The sequence below is a fragment of the Nitrosomonas limosa genome (genome assembly GCF_054188085.1).
The window spans coordinates 2,625,537-2,646,235 of record NZ_CM135180.1 but is presented as its reverse complement, the minus strand read 5'-3'; the positions used below and the strand labels follow the sequence as shown (position 1 = coordinate 2,646,235).

The window sequence follows — 20,699 nt, the reverse complement described above, 5'->3', positions numbered from 1 at the left end:
ACCCCGCAGCGCCTAGTTGCCGACGTGCCGATTGTCCCACTTGTTTAGCATCGCCACCAACAGATTCATATTGACGGGCTTGGAAAGAAAGTCATCCATGCCTGCTGCAAAGCAGCGCTGACGGTTATCCTCAAAGGCATTTGCAGTCAACGCAATAATCGGCAGGCGGGCGTTTCCGGTCTCCCGCTCCCATTGGCGGATTTTTTCTGTCGCTTGATAACCACTCATCACCGGCATTTCGCAATCCATCAGCAGAAGCGCCGGTTGCATTCCCTGCATGATCGCATTCACCGCTTCTTCGCCATTCTCAACCACCTTGCAGCGGAATCCTTGTTTCTCCAATAAAGCCACGATGACCGTGCGGCTGATTGCATTATCCTCAGCTACCAGAATCAACCCGGCTTCCGGAGAAGCTTTTCTTACCGCTATTTCTCCGGTAATGGCGTCGCCTGTAGCCAGTTTGCCGGCATCGCCGGCGTTGGCCGGATTAGCACGAACCCGGAACCATATTCTCGTGCCTTTGCCTTCTTGACTCTCGATACCGACGCTTCCTCCCAGCAATTTGGCCAAATTGTGCACGATCGACAAACCAAGACCGGTGCCGCCGTATTGACGGGTTGTCGAAGCATCCACCTGGGAAAAAGGCTTGAACAATCTATCTTGCTTGTCGGCGGGAATACCGATCCCGCTATCGGTCACGGTAAATTCCAGAAAAGTTTCCGCAGCCGGGCTCTCGAATTCGCGCGCTTCGATCCGCACGAAACCTTTCGGCGTAAACTTGATAGCGTTGTTAATCAGATTAGCCAGCATTTGGCTGATTCTGACCGAGTCGGAACTGTAGCGCATTCGAGGCTTTCCGTGCCATGATACATTGAGCGCCAGTCCTTTCTCATTGGCATTTTCGGCAAATAGAGCCGCCGCTTCCAGCATCAGTTGTTCGGGGTCAAAAACTTGACTCTCGAGCTTGATCTGCCCGGCTTCAATTTTCGACAAATCAAGGATATCGTTGAGTACGACCAACAAGTTGTTTCCGGATGTTACGATCACCCGGGCATAATCCAACCGTTCGCTATCTTTGATGTCCGGCAATTGGAGCAGGTAGGCCATCCCCAGAATGCCATTCAGCGGCGTTCGAATTTCATGCGACATGGTAGCCAGAAACTGGCTCTTGGCTAAATTGGCCGATTCTGCCGCAACCTTAGCCAGCTGTAGCGCCTCACTGTTCGCACGCAATTGCGCCGTCTGCTCATCCACGGTTTCCTGAATCAGCATGGTTCGGCCCGTCGTAACTAACATCAACATCTGCAGCATGCTGGCCACGAGCAACCCGGCAAAAGTCAGCGCCCATGCCTGCCATGGCCGGTGCGCACTCAGCCATTTTGCATCCGGAAAAAAAATTAGTTCCCAGTTACGGTCGGCCATCGTCAACGTTGTCCGCCAATCGAGATCGGCATCTGTTGCAATTCCTGGCGCTGAACTGAACAACAATTGATTGCCGTGTTGAGCGGCAGAATCCCGCAGTTGAAAAACAATGCCCGGTGTTGCAAGGTTCCCAACAGCAGAGTTGACCATATCGGGAATTTTCAATGCACCTACCACAAAACCGAAAAATTCCGGCGGATGCTCCGTTTCATTCCGGTCAAAGTTCTGGCGGTAAGCCGGGTGTAGCACCAATATGCCGGCTTTATTCCGTTGATCCTGCACCAGATTGATGAGACCGGTCGCCGCCGGATGGCCGGATTGCCGGGCGCGATCAATGGCTTCTGCCCGAACCGGATTGGAATAAATATCGTAACCGATCGCTCTTAGATTGCTGCTAAGCGGCGTGATGTAGGTGACAACAATATGCTCCGGCCGCTTGCTTGCTATTGTCAACTCGCCCTGTGCATCCATTTCGGTTATCCGGAACGGCTTCCCAGGAATATTTCCGGATTGAGCTTGTTCGAAGCGCGTCCGATCCTGGTCGCGTACGAGAAAATTGTAACTTAATCCTGCAATACCTTGAGATTCCTGCAATATTTCTTGCGTAAAGTAATCGAATTGCTGGTAGCTCATATCCGGATTCAACTCGGCCAAGCGCCGCAACGCCGATAGCGTTTCGTTGTAAGCGTTGAAACGCTCCTGTAGCTGAAAAGCAATGTTTTGCCCAGCGCTTTGAATTTCTGCTTGCTGTTGCCGGTTCTCGAGTTTCGAGGTATTAACAAACCCCGTCCCGATCAACACCACCAGTATCAGCGTAATGGGTGCAATAACCGCCTTTCGCGTTTTCCAGTAGGATTGATTGCCTAAGAAAGCCAGTGACAACGGTGCGAAGACGAGCACGCCGAAGGTATCACCAGCCCACCAGTTCCACCATGACCAGGAGATATCGGTAGCACTGACAGCACCAGAAAAAAACAGTGTCAGATGCGCGACACTGGCTGAGATCAAGCACGACAACGGACCGCCCAGCAGGAAAAAAATGAAAATCTCTTGTTCCCGCATCAAAATTTGCCAGCGATCTTTGACGAATCTGCGAATCAGCCAAGCCCCGATCGCGGCTTGCAACAATGCACCCACGCCTAAAAGTGCGGCAATCAGAACACTGTCGGTTGTGAGTTCGTTCTGACTCCAAGCAACCCAGGTATTGAGCCCCAACGAGCCAATCCAGATACCCGGTAGCGAGCGATAACCCGACACCAGAGTCAGTGCAAGCGCCAAACCTGCGGCTGGAAACACCGGACTCGCATAGCCCGGCGGGATCGCGAGCAACAATCCCAGGAAGCCCAGTAGGGCATAACCAGTAGCTGCATAAGCATTGTGCCGGATGATCTTCAAAGATGCTCCAATTGATGTTTGGATCTAATCCAACATGCAAATAACACTCTGTTATAAAAGAGAATTAAATGATCGATAGCGAGCTAAGCCTTGCGAACGATGCGATTATATTCGGAAATACAATCTTGAAGTAAACGGTTATGGATTTTTCTGATACCGGAAACAATGATAGATCCAGCGGGTGTGCTTTAATACAACAAGCAGGCGGTTAATTGGGGTTTATTTCTCGGCCTCCCGGAGAATCCGGGTTGATATTAATTTCATGAATTCGCGATCGGTTTGAATCTATCGCTCATGGCACAAATGGCTAATTGCGTCATGAGCGATGCCGCTACACTCACATCTGCGATTGCAAATAATTCTGTAGTCCTACTCTGTTGATCAATCCCAACTGTTGTTCCAGCCAATGCGCGTGATCTTCCTCGGTTTCGGCCAACATGCCTTCGAGAATCTCCCGCGATTGATAGTCGCGTTCCTGTTCGCAAATTGCGATGGCGCTGCGTAATTCGTTAATCACCGAGCGTTCCAGCGCCAGGTCGTTTTGCAACATCTCCGGCACGTCCCGGCCAATGCGCAATGGGCTGCGGTTGCCGATCACCGGCACGCCTTCCAGCAACAAAATCCGCTTGATCAACTGATCCGCGTGTTGCTTTTCATCGTCCATTTCGTGATTGATGCGTTCGTACAGTTTGTTGAACCCCCAATCTTCGTACATCCGCGAGTGGGCGAAATATTGATCCATCGCGGTCAATTCCTCCGCCAGCAGCTTGTTCAGCAAATCGATAATTTTTGGATTGCCTTTCATAATCGTAACCCTCTCATTCTATTGGATAACTGCCAACACCTGCGGATTGTTCAAACGGGCAAGCGTCAGCGACGTTTCATGCAAACACCCGGCATTATATGAATGATGCAACACAATTACAATAGGCAAATTGTTGATTATAAACGATAATAATTCTTGATACTGTTTCGATTGCGATTTCGCCGCTGTATCTTAGGGAGCGAGCACCGCGCATCGCAATGATTCGCTCGTATCGTCAATTACTCAGCACTTCCCTAGAACAGTCAAGCACCTCCAGCAAATAATCCAGATCTTTCGCGGTATGCTCGGCAGAGACCTGCAAGCGGATTTCCTGGTCGCATTGCGGCACGACCGGATAATTCAAACCGGTGGCAAGGATGTTGTGTTCGAACAAATGCGCCACCAGCGCAGCGGTTTTGGCGGTGTCGCGAATGAAGACAGGCACGATCGGGTGTTCGCCGTCGAGTGTTTCAAAACCGAGCTGCTGCAAGCCAGTCCGGAGTTTGCGGCTGAAATGGCGTAACCGTTCGAGCAAACGCGAACCTTCCTCGCTTTCCAGTATATCCAGCGCTGCCAGTGCAGCAGCCGCTTCGGCGGGTGTAATCGGATTCGAGTAAATATACAGCGGCGCGGTTTCGCGTAAATAGGCAATGGTGGTCGCGCTGGCCACGACATAACCGCCGTTGACACCGAACGCCTTGCCGAGCGTGGCAATCAATACATCCGCCTGAACGCCTGTGACTTCTTCGGTGCCGCGCCCGGTTTTACCGGATGCGCCGATGCCGTGCGAGTCGTCGACGATGGTGACGATCCCTTCCGGATAATCGCCCTGATGCTGTTCGCAACATGCAGCTAGCTCGGCCAGCGGCGCATGATCGCCGCGCATGCTGAAAATCCCGTCGGTGACGACACACACGCGCTGATAGCGGTCGCGGTTGGTGCTCAGAATGGTTTCCAGTTCGCTGATGGTACTGTGTTTATAAATCGCTTTACCGGCGGAGTGCGCCAGCCGGATCGCGTTGATAATGCAGTTGTGATTGAGCGCATCGCTGACCACCAAGGTTTGCTCGGAAATCAATTGCGGCAATACCCCGACCATCGTGGCATACGCGGCGCTGAACAACATCGCCGCTTCGCGCCCATGAAACGCTGCCAGCCGCCGCTCCAATTCCACATGCGGTGCGTAGGTTCCGCTGATGAAGCGCACCGCGCCGGGCCCGGCGCCAAATTCCTCGGTTGCCCGCATTTCCGCTTCGATTACCGCCGGATGCCGCGCCAATCCCAAATAAGAATTCGAGTTCATGCGCAAAAACGCGCGATCCTCATAACCTTGCAGCCGGTAACGCGGCCCGAAGCCATCGGACGGCGGCAATACACCGCTGACAATTTTCTCGTCGCCCTTGCGTACGCCTTGTTGCTGCAACTGATTGAGTTTTGCCTGGAACAACGGTTCGATTCTTGCAAGCGTCATGTCGCCCTCCGTTTATTCGTTACGCAATTTCGCCGTGATATGCCGCAGCATATCGCCCACCATCGCCGCCAAATCGTAGCGCGGCTGCCAGCCCCATTCGGCGCGGGCGGCGCTATCGTCCATGTGGCGCGGCCAGGAATCGGCGATTCCCTGACGCAGCGGATCGACGGCATAGCCGATGGTGAAATCCGGCAAATGCTGCTGAATCGCTGCCGCCAGTTGCGCCGGCGTGAAACTCATCGCGGTGACGTTAAAACCATTGCGATGTGTCAACCGGCTGGCATCGGTTTCCATCAATTGCACCGCCGCCGCGATGGCGTCCGGCATGTACATCATGTCGAGCTGCGTATCCGCACTTAGAAAGCAATCGTAATGCCCCTTCCTCACTGCCGCATAAAAAATATCGACAGCGTAATCGGTGGTGCCGCCGCCCGGCAGCACCTGGTTCGAAATCAATCCGGGATAGCGCACGCCGCGCGCATCGACGCCATAACGATGACAATAGTAGTCGCACAGCAATTCTCCGGTAACTTTGGTAATGCCATAGATGGTCGACGGATGCTGCACGGTATCTTGCGGCGTATTGAATGGCGGCGTGCCGGGGCCGAATGCGGCGATGGAACTCGGAAAGAACACTTGGCAACGATGCTGCCGCGCGCATTCCAGCACATTCAGCAAACCGTTCATGTTGATATCCCAGGCACGCAGCGGCTGTTCCTCCGCCACTGCGGAAAGCAGCGCAGCCAAATGGTAAATCAATGTAATGCCCTGCCCGGCCACCACCGCTTCGAGCGCCGCCGCGTCGCGCACATCGAGGCTGCAATACGGCCCGGCTTGTGCCAAAGCACCGGACGGCTCACGTCGATGCCCCGCCGCGATCACGTTATCCGCGCCATAGCGCTGGCGCAAAGCCTGCGTCAATTCCGCGCCGATCTGACCGGTCGCGCCGGTCACCAGAATTTTAACCATCGTCACCTCCCCAACCGGCATCATACCGGCTTATGCCATGAACTGCGCGGCAAACTGCGGAGGCAGCAAGGCTGAGAACTCAAGCCACAGGCTTGAGTTATTGAGCAACAGCGAATGCCTGATCTGTTTTTGACGGCAACAACCACCGGCCTTAGCCGATGATTGTTGAATCTGATTGAATGGAATCGCGTCCCGATTCCAGTGAAAAATTATCGAACGTTAACCCGGCTAAGCTTTCTGCGGAATGCGAATAACGCGAGTAAACCCGCGCCAAGCATGAACACCATATTGGGTTCAGGAATCGGTGCTGCTACAAATTCCAGATTATCGATGGAATAAAAACCGAAATTGGAGTCGGTATAGTTAAACGCGACATAGCGGATACCGTCCATAGCGATGGAAGCCGGTGTCTGATCATACAAACCTGGCAGGTTGGTAGTGCTGTAAACCTGGCCGATTTGATTTCCCGCCGCGTTATAAGCCGTTAACGTTACCGATTCGTCATCCGCACCGCCACTGGTGCCGTTATCGACCCCAACCAGCGACACGCTGTTCACGTCAAACGCAAAGCTGATCAAGATGCCGCCATCCCCATACTCGGTGATTCCGGGATACGGCATGCTGACTGCGACCTGAGGCGGTGAAACTGCGGAGGCAAACCCTTCGGTCCAGGTCGACACGCCGCCGCGGATAGTTGGCAATGTCGCTGGCGCCGGAAAAGCGCCGGAAAGCGGGAAAGGATTGTCGATGGCGTTCAAGGTCACTCCCAATGCCGCGTAGCGGTTGGTGATCTCAACCCTGGAGCCGGACACATCGTCAAAATCGATTAAAACGGGCGCTGCTTGGGTAACAGACGTAAACGCCAAGAGCGATAAACAAAATGTGGTTGTTAAAAGCGTTTTTTTCATTTGATACTCCTTCAAGTCTGAAGTAAAGAAAGCTTTCGTAGGCTGCTCGTAACGGCTGATCAGTTTCTATATCCTCAGCCATCATAGTCTTTTGAAAAATGCAATATCCATAAGGATATTGAAAAGAATCTTAATCGACGCCACTGGCCAACCCAATAGAACAACGCTCCTAGTTTACTAGGACATTTGTCCTAATTTTACGGGTTTTGGAGCATCCAACCTGCCTATCACCGAGAAATTCAGCGGCAATACTCGGCCGTTGTCACGGGGTGCTTGATTTCATAAGGAGCCCCTGGGCGCAAGATATATTCGCTAGCGCCGACTCGGTTATGCGGATTGCCCCAATCGTAGGTATACCCCAGCCCCGTCCACGGCACGCCGGGGCGGGAGCGGAAATCGTCAAAATAAAGATTTTTGTAAAACGCCGGATAATTGACAATATTCCGCACCTGCGGCACTTCATTCTCGGCAAATTTCAATTCACAACGATTGTCATGAATCTCCGGATCAACGCAAGGCCGGAACACATCCGCCGGATCGACCCACAACTCGATAAACACATCGTAATCCCGCTCGGCATTGAGCCCTAAATACTGTTTCAAGCGTAAATTCAAGTCTCCATCTGGATTATTTTTTACAAAGCTTTGACAAAAATCCTGTACCTGCGGCACCGCAGTCACCCAAGTAACATACTTTTCTTCCAGCGAGGTATGAGCCTTCTCATTGAAATTTTCACCAAACGACTTCCAACTTTTCCACGTCACCACCAGCACCTTGCCATCCCGCCATTTCAATGCTTGATTCTCTGAATTGATGGCAAACAGCCGGTCGCTGATCTCACTTTCCTCCGCCACCACCGCGTCCGTGACTGCGCGGGTGTAAGCGGTGGTGGGGTCATGCTGGAACGTTGTGCAGCCGGACAGGATAACAATCGAGACTATCAGCAGAAAAGGTTTTAACATCTCAAGCGGCTTAAACATCATTTAATATGCTCCTTACAACAATATCCAAAACATTATTAAAAGCATTAATCATCAATTCGATCGATCTGAAATTTGCTTATAATCGTTAAATCAAGACAATGCAAACATCCGCGATGCTGCGTGAAAAGTAAATGACCATGAATGACTTCGATATCCGCTGGCAACAGCGTTTCAACAGCTACCAAAAAGCCTTGCTGCAGCTGCAAAGCGCCGTTGAGCTCAGCCAACAACGCCCGCTTAGCGGATTGGAAAAACAAGGTGTCATCCAGGCATTCGAATTCACGCATGAATTGGCCTGGAATCTTCTGAAAGATTTCTTGCAAGCGCAAGGCAATCAAAATATCAAAGGCTCCAGGGATGCCACCCGGGAAGCTTTCAAGGTTGAATTGATTCAAGACGGTGAGCAATGGATGGCGATGATACAAAGCCGCAATGTTTCGTCGCACACTTACGATGAACGTACCGCCGAGCGATTGACCGATGCGATCATCCATCAGTATTACCCCTTGTTCGTCGCGTTAAAAGACGAAATGGGAAAATACCTATCATGACCGAAGAACGTCCGTTCGGCTTACCGCCCGTCACATTGGAAAAGCTCAACAGCGTATTCGCGCAACACGCCGCCATCGACTCGGTGCTGCTATATGGCTCGCGCGCCAAGGGAAATTACCGTGCCGGCTCCGATATCGACCTGACCATCAAAGGCAGCGAAATTCCGTTCGATGAATTGATGCAAATCGAAAATGAAATTGACGATCTGATGCTGCCGTATACCGTCGATTTGTCGCAATACCGCCAGCTTGAAAACACCGGTTTGATCGCGCATATCGATAGGGTTGGGGTTACTATTTATTGCAAAGAAAAATAACTTACTGCGTCAGTCTGGAACATCCTTCCGAATCCACTCCAGGCTTCCCGCATCAACACCCAAAATCATCAATTCGATCAATCTGAAATTTGCTTATAATCGCAAAACCAAGACATCGCTAGCATCCATTATGCCAACAGATCAGGTATTCATCAGCTACAGCCGAGCCGACCGCGCAGCTTGCGTGCAATTACGCACCGAACTGGAAAAAGCCGGTTTAAGCGCGTTTCGTGACGAAGATAACATCCAACCCGGTGATGAATGGATTGCCGAGTTGGAGAAAGCACTGGAGCAATGCACGGCGTTCATATTGCTGATCGGTAAAGACGGTGTGCAACGCTGGGTGAGCGCCGAGTACCATGTGGCGCTGCGGCGGCATTATGCCAAGACCGATGCGGCGAATTCGTTACCGATTTTTCCGGTTCTGCTGCAAGACGCGCAATCGGTGTCGCTCCCCGCATTTCTGTCGTCGTTCCAATCGGTTCGCTGGAACGCATCCGAATCGTTACCGCCTCAGTTGATTGCAGCAATCAAAAACCGCGCCACCCGCAGCGGAAACGCCATAACGTTCGAGGGTTGTCCTTTTCTGGGCTTAAGTGCTTTTGGCAGGCAACATGCGGCTTTATTCTTCGGGCGCCGCCAGGAAACGCTAAAAGCCTTGGAAGGTTTGGGCGACCAACAACGCATCGATCCGCAAAGAACGCAGCGCAGCCACGGCGAGAAATATTCTCGCTGGCTGCAAATCGAGGGCAACAGCGGTTCCGGCAAATCGTCGCTGGTCAACGCCGGCATGCTGCCGCTGGTCGAGCAAGGTTTCTTGCTGGAACGCACCGGTTTTGCGCAATGGCGCATCCTCGGACCGATGATGCCCGGCAAGACGCCATTGGAAAAACTCGCGGAAACGCTGGAACAAGGATTGATCGAGGATCCCGCCCGGCGCGATTCGTTGGGTCGATTGAAACGGCTCAAAGAAGATGCACGCGCGCTGGCGTTTACCCTCAAGGATTTTAAGCAGTCCAACAGCGCTTATCTTTTAATCGTCGACCAATTCGAAGAATTGTTCACTTTCGCCGATGAAACCGAGCGCAAACAGTTCGATGCATTGCTCGCCCATGCGCTGGCCGATCCGGAGTGTCCTTTGTTTCTGATCAACACCGTGCGCGCGGATTTTCTCGACCGGTTCGAATATCTGCCGCAACTGCAAACAGCCTATAACGAAAATTGCAAGCGCTATTTCCTGCCGCTGATTTCCGCGCAAGGCTTGCAAGACTGCATCGAGCAACCCGCCAAGCTGGCAGGTCTCGATGTCAGCGAAATCACCACCGCGATCCTGACGGACACCCAAGACAAAATCGGCGCATTGCCGCTGGTGGAAAATGCATTGTTGCTGCTGTGGCAGCAGCGGCAAGACCATAAGCTCAGCGGTCAGTTATATCAACAACTGGGCGGCATTGCCGGTATGCTCAGCAATCAAGCCGATGCATTGCTGGCTCGTATCGATCAAGCCGTTCCGCAAGGCAAATTGGCCGCGCTTGAATTGCTGCTGCGTCTGACGCGTATCAACGATGAAGGCCGCCATACCCGTCAGCGTATTACCTTGGACGAAGCGGTCTTTGTCGCAGGCAATGGTGATGACAAGACCGGGCGCAAAGTGGTCGAAATGCTTTCCGGGCAACACGACCATTCTGTCATGCAGACTGAACACCACGACGTGCTCCGTTTGATCACGATCAATCAAGAGCAAGACCGGCACTATGCCGACCTGATCCACGAAACGCTGATCCGCGCACGCGGCAGAGACATCGCAACGGGAAAATTAACCGGTTATTGGCCGACGCTATTCGATTACATCGACAACAACCGCGATCGCGACCAATACCGTCAACTATTAGCGCACGAAAGCAAGCAATGGCAGCACAGCAAAGGCTTTGGGCGCATCTGGAACTTGCGTTGGTTCGGACTCAATAAATTTCGCCAATTACGCACTCCCAAGCATTCGATCGAGGGGCGTTTTCTGGCATGGAGCCGGCGAGTACAGCTTGGATTGACATCCATACTCGCGATAACTGCTTTATATGGCATGGAATCCATTGCCTGGATACAGCAGCACGACCTATCCCCGGATATGATCTGGACGTTGCAGCGTTTTCGTTTTGGAGACCCCATACTGCCAGCTTTAACCGCCATTCCTTCCGGTTCCTTCAATATGGGCGAGCAAGATGCGGCATTCATCGCCAGTCTTGGCGAATATGAGAAACACTTCGGAGTACCCGGTAAATCAGTTTCTATCGAACAACCTTTCTACCTGAGCACAACCGAGATCACCTACGAGCAATACGATTATCATGTTTGGCAGCAACACCGCTCGGGTAATACGGCGATTACTTTTCCGAATACTGCCAAAGGCGGACGCGGCGACCGGCCGGTCGTCAATGTCAATTGGTTTGAAGCAATGGCCTATACACGCTGGTTAAGTGAACAAACAGGCAAGCAATGCCGCTTGCCGACCGAAGCGGAATGGGAATTTGCGGCACGCGCCGGTACCACGAGCGCTTACCATTGGGGTGACGAACCCGGCAGCAACAATGCCAATTGCAACGGCTGCGGCAGTTCCTGGGATAACCAGGAAGCGGCACCAGCAGGCAGTTTTCCCGCCAACCAATACGGCTTGCACGATATGTCCGGCAATGTTTGGGAGTGGACCTGTTCTAATTGGCGCGAGCGGTTTGATGGCGGCGAACAACACTGCAACGATGATAATGCTGACTCGCAATTCCGCGTGGTGCGCGGCGGTTCCTGGTACTTTGTTCCGGGCTTCGCGCGCTCGGCGGCGCGCTTCGACTTCCATCCGGACTATCGCTTCGACTTTGTCGGTTTCCGGGTGTTATGTGAGTCCCCCATCGAATAGCGGTTCGCTGGCGCGCTGAACGCTGATGCGCTGCAATGCTGTTCACTGTGCGCCGCGAAGCGGCGCCGCGTAAAACCGCATCATGGTGGATGACGCTCTGCTAATCCACCCTACCAAAACCCGACAAAAGTGAGGTGCAATAACCGCAGGGCATTGCACCGGAACAGTGGAATGGACAGGCAATTATCTGCGATGTTTCCAATAATCCGGATCGCGATGCAGGTTCATAATGGCCAGAATGAACAATCCATTGGGTTCAATCGAATACAAAACACCGTACGGGAAACGCCTGACCAGACAACGCCGGATATCGCCTTCCAAAACAGGCCATGCGTTCGGATAAATAAGCGAGCGTTGAATCGTTGCATATACCTCGATGGCAAAATCATAACCAAGTCCGGTTTCAATCTCCTCGTAATAGTCGATCGCTTGGTTAAATTCACTTTCCGCATCGAGGTGAAACCAGTAGCTCATTTTTGAAAACGCTGCCAAATCCTGTCAAAAACCTCGTTACCCGGTATTGCTGCACCAACCGATCCGGTACGCATTTCCATCAAACGCTGGCGGGCGGTTGCAATCCATTTTTTATCAATTTTGGATTCAGGTTGGTTGAGGCTGCGAAGCAGCGAATCGACGATCATCACGCGTTCTTCTATTGGAAGTGCGGTAATTTCTTCGATCATTTTTTTTGGATTCATCGTTATTACCTCCCATGCGAATCGGATACATTAATTCACGCAATAATAACATCCAAACTGCTCACGCTTACTGCTAACCCGAGCGATTACCAGATGTGAAATCATTCTCTGCAAAAAATTTTCGTGAATCGTCGTTTCGTAGCTAGCTCAATAGAATGAAAATAGAGCCAGAAGCCGTCCGAACGGCTTCTGGCTCCACCCGATTCAAAGACTAAAACTTATCCGCGGTTTCTGGCAGCGCCGAATCCAAGTAAGGTCAAACCGGCGAGCAGCATCGCCCATACGCCGGGTTCCGGCACTGGGTTGATGTAGAAATCGTCGATGAAATAGCGGTCACGGCCACCGGTAGCTGGAAAAACGTAATTGAGTCCGACAAAACCGTCGATCGGGTCCGTCGATACGATGCCGACGAATCCCGAGGCTTCGCTGCCAACCGGCACGATCGTCGAGCCGTTCAATTCGATGGAGCCCATACCGCCGCTGATGTAGTTAAAACCGAAGGCGTACACCGGATCGGAGAAGTAGCCGCCGACCGCTGCGACAAAATTCGGCGCGGCGACACCGCCGGTATCGGTGATGCCGTCGCTGTTATGAAACACGCTGGAGCTGCAGCTTGCCAGCCCGAGATCGCAGGTGCCGAAGGTGATCGCCGGGCTAAAGCTGCCGCCGCCGACAGTGACTGCCGGAGATCCAGCGAAGTCGATATAGGTGCTGGTGGCACCCACGGCAGCCAGATAAGCGGCTTGAGAAGTATAGAGTGTGACAGCGGCATGGGCCGATGTCCCGCCGATCAATCCCAACATCATAACCGCACTAACGATGGTTCTTTTCATGAAACGCTCCTATTGGAAAGTTTTTAAAAATAAACACTTTGTTGCGAGAAGTTAATGTAGCGAAAGAAGAATGCAGAGTCAAACCCGGCATGATCCAGCGCAATAGTTTCCCCGGGGAAATTGCGGAATTATTCAGAATCCGTCATTCCGGCGAAGGCCGGAATCCAGAGAAATCAACGGTCTGAAGATTTCGCCGGTGTGACGGACTAATCGGCGTTTACCTAGTAATTTACGCCGTATTGATCCCGGTAGCGCTGCACCGCATGCAAATGTTGCGACAGCTCCGGGTGATGATGCAAATACGCGACCAAATCGTCCAGATCGATGATCGGTGTGACCGTCAGGCCGTGCAGTTGCTGCACTTCCTGCACTGCCGAAAGTTCGCCGGTGCCGCGTTCCATGCGGTCGAGCGCGATGACGACACCACCGGGTGTCGCGCCCGCGGCTTTGATCAATTCGACCGATTCGCGTACAGAAGTGCCCGCTGAAATCACGTCGTCGACGATCAGCACGCGCCCGGCCATCGGCGCGCCGACCAGCACCCCGCCTTCACCGTGATCCTTGGCCTCCTTGCGGTTGAAACAAAACGGATAGTTTTTGTCCATTTCAGCCAGCGCAATGGCGATGGTGCTGACCAACGGAATGCCCTTGTACGCCGGACCGAACAAAGTATCGAACGGAAGCTCGGCATCAACGATCGCTTTGGCGTAAAATTGCCCCAGTTTGTGCAACGATTCGCCGTCGTTGAATAATCCGGCGTTGAAAAAATACGGCGACAAGCGCCCTGCTTTGGTTTTAAATTCACCGAAGCACAGCACATTGCGTTCGATGGCGAATTGGATAAACGCTTGCCGGAAGTCGGACATAACCAGAATCACTCTTAATAATAAAAAGATGCAAATTATAACGCTGAACTTAAACGGCATTGTAGGGTGGATAAGCGCAGCGCCATCCACCGATAATCCGGTTGAAATAACTGCCCTGGTGGATGGCGCTTCGCTTATCCACCCTACGGTATTTCCAAATCATGCAAATCATAACGCTTAACCTCAACGGCATCCGTGCGGCGGCGAAGAAAGGCTTTTTCCCCTGGCTGGCCCAACAAACCGCGGATGTGGTCTGTGTGCAGGAATTGAAAGCGCAGTTACCCGATCTTTCCGCCGAAATGCAAGCACCGGACGGTTATCACGGTTATTTTCATTGTGCCGAGCAGAAAGGCTATAGCGGCGTGGGTATTTATACGCGCAAAAAACCGGATCGCATCGTCGAGGGCGTTGGCGTTGCGGATATCGATGCTGAGGGGCGCTATCTGCAAGCGGATTTCGGGGATTTGAGCATCGTGTCGATTTATCTGCCGTCCGGCTCGAGCGGCGAGCACCGGCAGGCGGCGAAGTTTTATTTCATGGAGCATTTTTTTCCGGTGTTGCAAAGCCTGATGGCAAGCAAGCGGCAAATCATCTTGTGCGGCGACTGGAACATCGCGCACCAGGAAATCGACCTGAAAAACTGGCGCTCGAATCAGAAAAATTCCGGTTTTCTGCCGGAAGAACGCGCGTGGCTGACGAATGTGTTCGACCAGATCGGCTTTGTTGATGTGTTCCGCCGCCTGAACAGCGAACCCGAGCAATACACCTGGTGGTCGAACCGCGGACAGGCCTGGGCGAAAAATGTCGGCTGGCGCATCGATTATCAGATCGCCACGCCTGAGATTGCACAAACTGCACGGAGCGTTTCAATCTTCAAAGACGAGCGGTTTTCCGATCACGCGCCGCTGATCGTTGATTACGACCATACCCTATGACTGCCTCGACATCTGCCAGTTGGTTGCAAGCGTTGCGGGTTTATACCCATCCACGCGTGCTTGGCATGCTGTCGCTCGGTTTCTCCGCTGGATTGCCGCTGCTGCTGATCATGGGCACGCTGTCGTTCTGGCTGCGCGAAGCGGGCATCGATCGCACCACTATCGGCCATTTAAGCTGGATCGGACTGGCGTACAGTGTCAAATGGCTATGGTCGCCGCTGGTCGACCGGTTATCGCTGCCATTGCTGACATCGCTATTGGGGCGCCGGCGTGCGTGGTTATTGTTATCGCAAATCGTCATTGCTGGCGCTTTAGTAGGGATGGCCATGACCGATCCCGTTATGAACCTTCAGCACTTGGTGTTTTTCGCGTTGGCCGTGGCGTTTGCGTCTGCGACACAGGACATCGCATTGGATGCTTACCGCATCGAAGCGGTCGCGGTGGAACTGCAAGGTGCGATGGCGGCGACTTATCAAGCCGGTTACCGCGTTGCGATGATTCTGGCTTCCGCCGGAGTATTGTGGATCGCGGCGGCGGTCGATGTCAGCGCCGATGTGTACGATCACGCGCCGTGGCGCTTCGCTTATTTGATCATGGCGGCAAGCATGGCGGTCGGCATCATCACTACGCTCATCATCCGCGAACCGGATGTGCCTTATAGCCGCACCGTCAGCGAAAACGAGCAAATCGCGCAGCGCACGCTGGCGCATTGGCGCTTACCCGAGCGTGTCAAAGCGTTATTGGTTTGGTTGTACGGTGCGTTGATCGCGCCGTTCCGCGATTTTCTTGTTCGGCATGGCCGCAAAGCGCTGCTGATTCTCGGCTTGATTGCGATCTACCGTATCTCCGACGTCGTCATGGGTGTCATGAGCAATCCGTTTTACGTCGACATGGGTTACAGCAAAGACGAGGTTGCTACCATTTCCAAAGTCTACGGCGTCATCATGACGATTGTGGGCGCTGCGATCGGCGGCGTGCTCACCGCGAAAATCGGCGTCATGCGCACCTTGTTTCTGGGCGCGGTATTATCCGCCGCCACCAATTTATTATTTGTTTGGCTGGCAGGACGCGGCCACGATGTCAGCGGTTTGATTTTTACCATTTCCGCCGACAATCTGTCCGCCGGGATCGCTTCCTGCGCATTTATCGCTTATTTGTCGGGCTTAACCAATTCAGCCTACTCGGCTACCCAATACGCATTATTCAGTTCGGTCATGTTGCTGCTGCCTAAATTCATCGCCGGTTTCAGCGGGCAATTTGTCGATGCTTATGGTTATGAAACATTCTTCATAACCACTGCCATTTTGGGTTTACCGGTGTTGGTATTGGTCTGGCTCGCCGGGCAAGCGACTTTTACCATCACCGATTAGATATTGCTGCATTTAATATGTCTGAAGTTTCACACACAACAAGCCCTAAAACCGAATACCAATCGTTAATCCAGGCCGGCGAACTGAAACCGGACGCCGATCAGACTAATGCAGTCGATGCATTAGAGCGCTTGCACCAGGAACTGGTCGATTTACCGCTTAACAGCGCGCGCGGGGAACGATCCAAATCCAACTGGTCCACCGTTTTGTTTGGTTGGCTCAACACCGGCAAACCGGTTCCGAAAGGCATTTATCTCTACGGCGGTGTCGGTCGCGGTAAATCGATGCTGATGGATTTGTTTTATGCCGCGACGCCGATCACATCGAAACGGCGCGTGCATTTTCACGAATTCATGCTCGATGTTCACGATCGCCTCAAAACCTGGCACGAGCTTTCCTCACGCGAGAAAGTACAGCAAGGCGGGCGTGCCAATGACGACGATCCGATGCCGTTCATTGCTCGAAAAATCATCCAGGAAGCGCGATTATTGTGTTTCGACGAACTCCAAGTGACCGACATCGCCGACGCCATGGTGCTCACGCGGTTGTTCAAAGAATTGTTCACACAAGGCGTGATCGTCGTTGCAACGTCTAACCGGCCGCCGGATGAATTGTACAAAAACGGTTTGAACCGCCAGCGGTTTTTGCCATTTATCGAGCAAGTGAAGGAGAAACTGGAAATTGTTCCTCTGCAAGGCCCGGTCGATTATCGTTACGACCGGCTGCAAGGCGCGCAAACCTATTACTACCCGGTGAACGAAGAAACCAGCATGCAGCTGGCAACGATTTTCTTTCGTTTAACCGACCGCCAAATCAAAGACCGCGACAAGGTGCCGAGCGAAGAGCTGCATGTGCAAGGCCGGACTTTGTTCGTGCCTAAGTCAGCCCGCGGCGTCGCGGTATTCTCGTTTAAGCGGCTGTGCGCCAATCCGCTCGGCACTGCCGATTATCTCGCCATCGCCCGCGCTTATCACACCGTGATCATGGTCGCGATCCCGCAATTCAACGAACAAAACAGCGACCAGGCGCGGCGCTTTATTCATTTGATCGATGCATTGTATGAACATGGTGTCAAATTCCTTTGCTCCGCGGCCGTGCCATTACCGGAACTGTATACCGGCGGCGACATCGGTTTTGAATTTGAACGCACCGTTTCACGTTTAACCGAAATGCAGTCGGAAGCTTATCTCGCAAGAGGTCACGGCAAAACCATTACATAGCGGCGAATGCCAGTACACCCAGATAAAAGGAAACTTCGGTCAACTGTTGCATGGCGCCTAAACAATCGCCAGTGTAGCCGCCGATGCGCTTTTTCAGGATAAGGCTAAACCACCCCCACATAACCGCCACGGGAACAATACCCCAATACCAGGAAGGCGGCAGCCACAGCAACGGTAACAAACCCAATAGAGCGGCAACGGCAAGATGAGTAAGCGGCATGCTGGTCGCAAGGGGTTTGGATTTACCCGAATATTTCACATAGCGCTGCGTTGCCATCACCAGCACCGCGCATAAACGGCTCAAACTATGGCCCGCGATCAATAACACCGGCACCAGTAGCGGTGAAAAATGGTTCAATGCGGTAAATTTCAGCAATAGCACCATCACAAGACCCACCACGCCATAGCTACCGATACGGGAATCTTGCATGATTTGCAGTACTTGTTCTTTCTCCCAGCCGCCGCCGAGACCATCGATTGCATCGGTCAAGCCATCTTCGTGGAAAGCGCCGGTAAGCCATATCGTCGCAACCATGCTGAGCAGTACCGCAATGTCTTGCGGTAACACTTCGCTGGTCAGCAGGTAAACAATAGCTGCAAAAAAACCTACGATAATGCCCACCAGCGGAAAATACTTGGCAGCCGTGTTCAGCTCCTGTTCGTGAAAATCCGGCAATGCCGGTACCGGGATGCGTGTAAAAAAACCGATTGCGAGCAGCAAGCCGCGCCATTCTTGTTTAAGAAAGGAATGCTTTGGGGAAGGAAGGTGCGACGGAGTCGTCATGGCAACTGAGTGTAGCGGTATGCGGTTTTTTTGGCTAGAGGCGGCGTCAATACCATTGCATCGCGGTTGTGTGACAAATACCATAGCCTGTCAGTAGCACATGCCGCATAATAGCCCAGCATTGTTCCAGCAGTTCAATCAATCCTGGCCTTATAGGAGACAATCATGATGATTCTTAGAAAAAACACCGTTTTCCAAGTTTTTCTGATTTTTGTAGCGCTCAGCTATTTTCAGCCTGTGTGGGCAGAAAAAGCATCCGGCGAATTTACCGCACAGCAAACGTGCCCAGCTTTCGTATCAAAAAATAAATCGACCAATCCGGATAATGCGCAAATTCTGACCGGCAATAAGTACGATATTATCGAAGTGCTGACCGCCAATAATCCCAGCTGGTTTCGGGTTGTAGTGCCGAGTGCCACACCGAAAGAACGCTGGATCAATGCCAGTTGCGGGCAGGCGCAACTCAGCGGTGGTGGTGGAGGTGGTGGAGGTGGTGGTAATAACGGTGGCAATGGCGGTAGCTGCAATACTGCGGGACAAGGCGATAGCTATGTGCTGGCATTATCATGGCAGCCAGCCTTCTGCGAAACCAAGCCGGATAAAAAAGAATGCAACATTTCAGATCCCAAAGTGTATCAGGCCAAACATTTTACGTTACATGGTTTATGGCCGAACAAGAAAAGCTGTGGCACGCAATATGGTTTCTGCGGCGAGGTTAAGAGTAAGAAAGACGAATTCTGCGATTACCCGGCAGTTCAATTGGATAACGATTCGCACACTTCATTAGCCGAAGTGATGCCGAGCGTAACCGCCGGCTCTTGTCTGGAACGGCATGAATGGCACAAGCACGGCACCTGCGCTCAGTGGTCAATGGAAGGCTACTTCGATTTGGCAGCCGACTTGACTCGGCAGTTTAACGATGCCGGCATGGCTTATTTCATGAACCGCAGAATCGGTCAGCAAGTTCGCACCGAAGATTTCATCACTCGCGTTGCTGCAGTGCTTGGACCGGCCGCCAAAGACCGGATTAAACTCAGTTGCAGCCAAGGCATGCTGATCGAGATCCAATTGAATCTATCCGCCGAACTGGTGCCAGGCATTGATCTGGAGAAACTTCTACAAAACGCGCCGGTACAGGGTAAATCGAATTGCGGCGAGACATTTCTGGTTGATGCGATCGGTCAATGATTGAGATACTAACCGACCGTTGATGAAGATGAGGATCATGATTATTCACGCGTGAACCTCATCATCCCGGCTGGCAAGCATTTCAGAAACTAGCCGTGCTCAACTGAAAAAGCCTAAAATAGGCGTATTCTGAATAAATCTTTATCCTGTTTAAGGACTTTCAATCATGAATATTCTGATCACAGGCGCAACGGGATTCATTGGCCAACAATTGGTACGGCGCTTGCGGCAGGGGCATCACATCCTCACCGTGCTGAGCCGCGATGGCAAGCGTGCCAGCGAACAGCTCGGTGTGCCTGCGTTCGATTGGGACTATGCCACGCAGGATGTCCCTGTCGAAGCGGTTAAGGATTGTCAGGTTATCATCAACTTGATGGGCGAGAATTTGGGCGAAGGCCGTTGGACCAAAGCGCGCAAACACGAGATCTATGCATCGCGTATCCTCAGCACCCGTAAGCTGGTTGCCGCCGCGCCGGATATGTTGCATACCTTTGTTTGCGGTTCGGCGATCGGCATTTATCCCGGCACTGATGACGAATCCTACGATGAATCGTACACCATACCGGAACAGCTCAGTTTCATGCAAACGGTTTGCCACGATTGGGAACAAGAAGCGGCCAGAGTCGAAAGTAACGGTGTACGCCGGGTCAGCATCCGTACCGGCGTAGTGCTGGGTCACGGCGGCATGCTGCAAAAACTGTTGCCGGTTTTCAAACTCGGTCTCGGCGGCCCCGTCGGCAATGGCCAGCAATGGTTACCGTGGATACATATCGATGACATCGTATCAGTTTACATTGCAGCCGCGCTGGATTCGCGCTATCAAGGTCCGGTCAATGCAGTAGCGCCCAATCCGGTGCGTTACCGGGAGTTCGCCGAAGCTTTAGGTCACGCATTGCAGCGCCCGGCGTTTTTCCCGACCCCGGCGTTTATCCTGAAACTGGTGCTGGGTGAGGCAGCGGCTTTGGCGTTAAACAGCTATCGCATCTTACCGGAACGATTGCAAAAAGAGTTCGGCTTTCAATTCAAATTTACCGACTTACCGGCGGCTCTGGCGGATTTGTACCGGCAGCAGTAGG

The 20,699-nt window shown here is 52.6% G+C and carries 20 protein-coding genes; 9 read left to right on the top strand and 11 right to left on the bottom strand.

Annotated features, from left to right (window positions below; all coding sequences use genetic code 11):
* Nucleotides 1-12: 12 nt before the first annotated feature.
* From ACV7NC_RS12280 to ACV7NC_RS12255, 6 genes are all read right to left on the bottom strand, one after another.
* A complete protein-coding gene (locus ACV7NC_RS12280) occupies nucleotides 13-2,817 on the bottom strand; it encodes a CHASE domain-containing protein (protein ID WP_458152869.1) in 2,805 nt (934 codons plus the stop codon).
* A 337-nt stretch (nucleotides 2,818-3,154) separates the two neighbouring features.
* Nucleotides 3,155-3,622, bottom strand: a complete 468-nt coding sequence (gene bfr / locus ACV7NC_RS12275; RefSeq protein ID WP_458152868.1) for a bacterioferritin — start codon at nucleotides 3,620-3,622, stop codon at nucleotides 3,155-3,157.
* 235 nt (nucleotides 3,623-3,857) lie between these two features.
* Nucleotides 3,858-5,093 carry an aminotransferase class I/II-fold pyridoxal phosphate-dependent enzyme gene (locus ACV7NC_RS12270; protein ID WP_458152867.1) on the bottom strand — a complete coding sequence of 412 codons (1,236 nt, stop codon included), beginning with the start codon at nucleotides 5,091-5,093 and terminating at the stop codon, nucleotides 3,858-3,860.
* A 12-nt stretch (nucleotides 5,094-5,105) separates the two neighbouring features.
* Complete coding sequence (locus ACV7NC_RS12265) at nucleotides 5,106-6,062, bottom strand: NAD-dependent epimerase/dehydratase family protein (RefSeq protein WP_458152866.1); 957 nt, start codon at nucleotides 6,060-6,062, stop codon at nucleotides 5,106-5,108.
* 209 nt (nucleotides 6,063-6,271) lie between these two features.
* Nucleotides 6,272-6,970 carry a PEP-CTERM sorting domain-containing protein gene (locus ACV7NC_RS12260; RefSeq protein ID WP_458152865.1) on the bottom strand — a complete coding sequence of 233 codons (699 nt, stop codon included), beginning with the start codon at nucleotides 6,968-6,970 and terminating at the stop codon, nucleotides 6,272-6,274.
* A gap of 239 nt (nucleotides 6,971-7,209) precedes the next feature.
* Nucleotides 7,210-7,953 carry a hypothetical protein gene (locus ACV7NC_RS12255; protein WP_458152863.1) on the bottom strand — a complete coding sequence of 248 codons (744 nt, stop codon included), beginning with the start codon at nucleotides 7,951-7,953 and terminating at the stop codon, nucleotides 7,210-7,212.
* Between the two features lie 137 nt (nucleotides 7,954-8,090).
* On the opposite strand from ACV7NC_RS12255, the gene ACV7NC_RS12250 reads away from it, so the two are divergent.
* The 3 genes from ACV7NC_RS12250 (at nucleotide 8,091) to ACV7NC_RS12240 (ending at nucleotide 11,729) form a co-directional block, all read left to right on the top strand.
* The gene (locus ACV7NC_RS12250) at nucleotides 8,091-8,504 is read left to right on the top strand and encodes a nucleotidyltransferase substrate binding protein (RefSeq protein ID WP_458152862.1); all 414 of its coding nucleotides are present in this window, start codon (nucleotides 8,091-8,093) and stop codon (nucleotides 8,502-8,504) included.
* Nucleotides 8,501-8,821, top strand: coding sequence for a nucleotidyltransferase domain-containing protein (locus ACV7NC_RS12245; protein WP_458152861.1), 321 nt, complete (start codon nucleotides 8,501-8,503; stop codon nucleotides 8,819-8,821). The genes ACV7NC_RS12250 and ACV7NC_RS12245 overlap by 4 nt, the downstream gene beginning before the upstream one ends.
* Before the next feature lie 130 nt (nucleotides 8,822-8,951).
* On the top strand, nucleotides 8,952-11,729 hold the full coding sequence (locus ACV7NC_RS12240; protein ID WP_458152860.1) for an nSTAND1 domain-containing NTPase: 2,778 nt from the start codon (nucleotides 8,952-8,954) through the stop codon (nucleotides 11,727-11,729).
* A gap of 183 nt (nucleotides 11,730-11,912) precedes the next feature.
* On the opposite strand, the gene ACV7NC_RS12235 is transcribed toward ACV7NC_RS12240, so the two are convergent.
* The 3 genes from ACV7NC_RS12235 to ACV7NC_RS12225 form a co-directional block, all read right to left on the bottom strand.
* Nucleotides 11,913-12,203, bottom strand: a complete 291-nt coding sequence (locus tag ACV7NC_RS12235; RefSeq protein ID WP_458152859.1) for a hypothetical protein — start codon at nucleotides 12,201-12,203, stop codon at nucleotides 11,913-11,915.
* A complete protein-coding gene (locus tag ACV7NC_RS12230; RefSeq protein ID WP_458152858.1) occupies nucleotides 12,200-12,427 on the bottom strand; it encodes an addiction module protein in 228 nt (75 codons plus the stop codon). The genes ACV7NC_RS12235 and ACV7NC_RS12230 overlap by 4 nt, the downstream gene beginning before the upstream one ends.
* Before the next feature lie 218 nt (nucleotides 12,428-12,645).
* On the bottom strand, nucleotides 12,646-13,260 hold the full coding sequence (locus tag ACV7NC_RS12225; RefSeq protein ID WP_458152856.1) for a PEP-CTERM sorting domain-containing protein: 615 nt from the start codon (nucleotides 13,258-13,260) through the stop codon (nucleotides 12,646-12,648).
* A gap of 38 nt (nucleotides 13,261-13,298) precedes the next feature.
* Between ACV7NC_RS12225 and ACV7NC_RS12220 the strand changes: the two genes are divergently transcribed.
* Complete coding sequence (locus ACV7NC_RS12220; protein ID WP_458152855.1) at nucleotides 13,299-13,445, top strand: hypothetical protein; 147 nt, start codon at nucleotides 13,299-13,301, stop codon at nucleotides 13,443-13,445.
* A 36-nt stretch (nucleotides 13,446-13,481) separates the two neighbouring features.
* On the opposite strand, the gene pyrE is transcribed toward ACV7NC_RS12220, so the two are convergent.
* Complete coding sequence (pyrE, locus tag ACV7NC_RS12215) at nucleotides 13,482-14,126, bottom strand: orotate phosphoribosyltransferase (protein WP_458152854.1); 645 nt, start codon at nucleotides 14,124-14,126, stop codon at nucleotides 13,482-13,484.
* Between the two features lie 161 nt (nucleotides 14,127-14,287).
* Here pyrE and ACV7NC_RS12210 point away from each other — a divergent pair, with 161 nt between their 5' ends.
* From ACV7NC_RS12210 to zapE, 3 genes are read left to right on the top strand one after another with little or no spacing between them, the layout of a single operon-like run.
* A complete protein-coding gene (locus ACV7NC_RS12210) occupies nucleotides 14,288-15,061 on the top strand; it encodes an exodeoxyribonuclease III (RefSeq protein WP_458152853.1) in 774 nt (257 codons plus the stop codon).
* Nucleotides 15,058-16,431, top strand: a complete 1,374-nt coding sequence (locus tag ACV7NC_RS12205; RefSeq protein ID WP_458152852.1) for an AmpG family muropeptide MFS transporter — start codon at nucleotides 15,058-15,060, stop codon at nucleotides 16,429-16,431. Before ACV7NC_RS12210 ends, ACV7NC_RS12205 begins: the two co-directional genes overlap by 4 nt.
* 17 nt (nucleotides 16,432-16,448) lie before the next feature.
* Nucleotides 16,449-17,651 carry a cell division protein ZapE gene (gene zapE / locus ACV7NC_RS12200; RefSeq protein ID WP_458152851.1) on the top strand — a complete coding sequence of 401 codons (1,203 nt, stop codon included), beginning with the start codon at nucleotides 16,449-16,451 and terminating at the stop codon, nucleotides 17,649-17,651.
* On the opposite strand, the gene ACV7NC_RS12195 is transcribed toward zapE, so the two are convergent.
* Complete coding sequence (locus ACV7NC_RS12195; RefSeq protein ID WP_458152850.1) at nucleotides 17,644-18,435, bottom strand: adenosylcobinamide-GDP ribazoletransferase; 792 nt, start codon at nucleotides 18,433-18,435, stop codon at nucleotides 17,644-17,646. The two genes, zapE and ACV7NC_RS12195, sit on opposite strands and share 8 nt — an antisense overlap.
* 165 nt (nucleotides 18,436-18,600) lie before the next feature.
* On the opposite strand from ACV7NC_RS12195, the gene ACV7NC_RS12190 reads away from it, so the two are divergent.
* A complete protein-coding gene (locus tag ACV7NC_RS12190; protein WP_458152849.1) occupies nucleotides 18,601-19,623 on the top strand; it encodes a ribonuclease T2 family protein in 1,023 nt (340 codons plus the stop codon).
* Between the two features lie 166 nt (nucleotides 19,624-19,789).
* Nucleotides 19,790-20,698 carry a TIGR01777 family oxidoreductase gene (locus tag ACV7NC_RS12185; RefSeq protein ID WP_458152848.1) on the top strand — a complete coding sequence of 303 codons (909 nt, stop codon included), beginning with the start codon at nucleotides 19,790-19,792 and terminating at the stop codon, nucleotides 20,696-20,698.
* Nucleotide 20,699: the final 1 nt, after the last annotated feature.

Bases quoted from the DNA above. Each gene is read 5' to 3' on its own strand.
- ACV7NC_RS12250 (WP_458152862.1), top strand. From the start codon at position 8,091: ATGAATGACTTCGATATCCGCTGGCAACAGCGTTTCAACAGCTACCAA.
- ACV7NC_RS12225 (WP_458152856.1), bottom strand. From the start codon at position 13,260: ATGAAAAGAACCATCGTTAGTGCGGTTATGATGTTGGGATTGATCGGC.
- ACV7NC_RS12240 (WP_458152860.1), top strand. From the start codon at position 8,952: ATGCCAACAGATCAGGTATTCATCAGCTACAGCCGAGCCGACCGCGCA.
- ACV7NC_RS12255 (WP_458152863.1), bottom strand. From the start codon at position 7,953: ATGATGTTTAAGCCGCTTGAGATGTTAAAACCTTTTCTGCTGATAGTC.
- ACV7NC_RS12245 (WP_458152861.1), top strand. From the start codon at position 8,501: ATGACCGAAGAACGTCCGTTCGGCTTACCGCCCGTCACATTGGAAAAG.
- ACV7NC_RS12265 (WP_458152866.1), bottom strand. From the start codon at position 6,062: ATGGTTAAAATTCTGGTGACCGGCGCGACCGGTCAGATCGGCGCGGAA.
- ACV7NC_RS12270 (WP_458152867.1), bottom strand. From the start codon at position 5,093: ATGACGCTTGCAAGAATCGAACCGTTGTTCCAGGCAAAACTCAATCAG.
- ACV7NC_RS12210 (WP_458152853.1), top strand. From the start codon at position 14,288: ATGCAAATCATAACGCTTAACCTCAACGGCATCCGTGCGGCGGCGAAG.
- ACV7NC_RS12190 (WP_458152849.1), top strand. From the start codon at position 18,601: ATGATGATTCTTAGAAAAAACACCGTTTTCCAAGTTTTTCTGATTTTT.
- ACV7NC_RS12185 (WP_458152848.1), top strand. From the start codon at position 19,790: ATGAATATTCTGATCACAGGCGCAACGGGATTCATTGGCCAACAATTG.
- bfr (WP_458152868.1), bottom strand. From the start codon at position 3,622: ATGAAAGGCAATCCAAAAATTATCGATTTGCTGAACAAGCTGCTGGCG.
- ACV7NC_RS12235 (WP_458152859.1), bottom strand. From the start codon at position 12,203: ATGAGCTACTGGTTTCACCTCGATGCGGAAAGTGAATTTAACCAAGCG.
- pyrE (WP_458152854.1), bottom strand. From the start codon at position 14,126: ATGTCCGACTTCCGGCAAGCGTTTATCCAATTCGCCATCGAACGCAAT.
- ACV7NC_RS12230 (WP_458152858.1), bottom strand. From the start codon at position 12,427: ATGAATCCAAAAAAAATGATCGAAGAAATTACCGCACTTCCAATAGAA.
- zapE (WP_458152851.1), top strand. From the start codon at position 16,449: ATGTCTGAAGTTTCACACACAACAAGCCCTAAAACCGAATACCAATCG.
- ACV7NC_RS12260 (WP_458152865.1), bottom strand. From the start codon at position 6,970: ATGAAAAAAACGCTTTTAACAACCACATTTTGTTTATCGCTCTTGGCG.
- ACV7NC_RS12195 (WP_458152850.1), bottom strand. From the start codon at position 18,435: ATGACGACTCCGTCGCACCTTCCTTCCCCAAAGCATTCCTTTCTTAAA.
- ACV7NC_RS12205 (WP_458152852.1), top strand. From the start codon at position 15,058: ATGACTGCCTCGACATCTGCCAGTTGGTTGCAAGCGTTGCGGGTTTAT.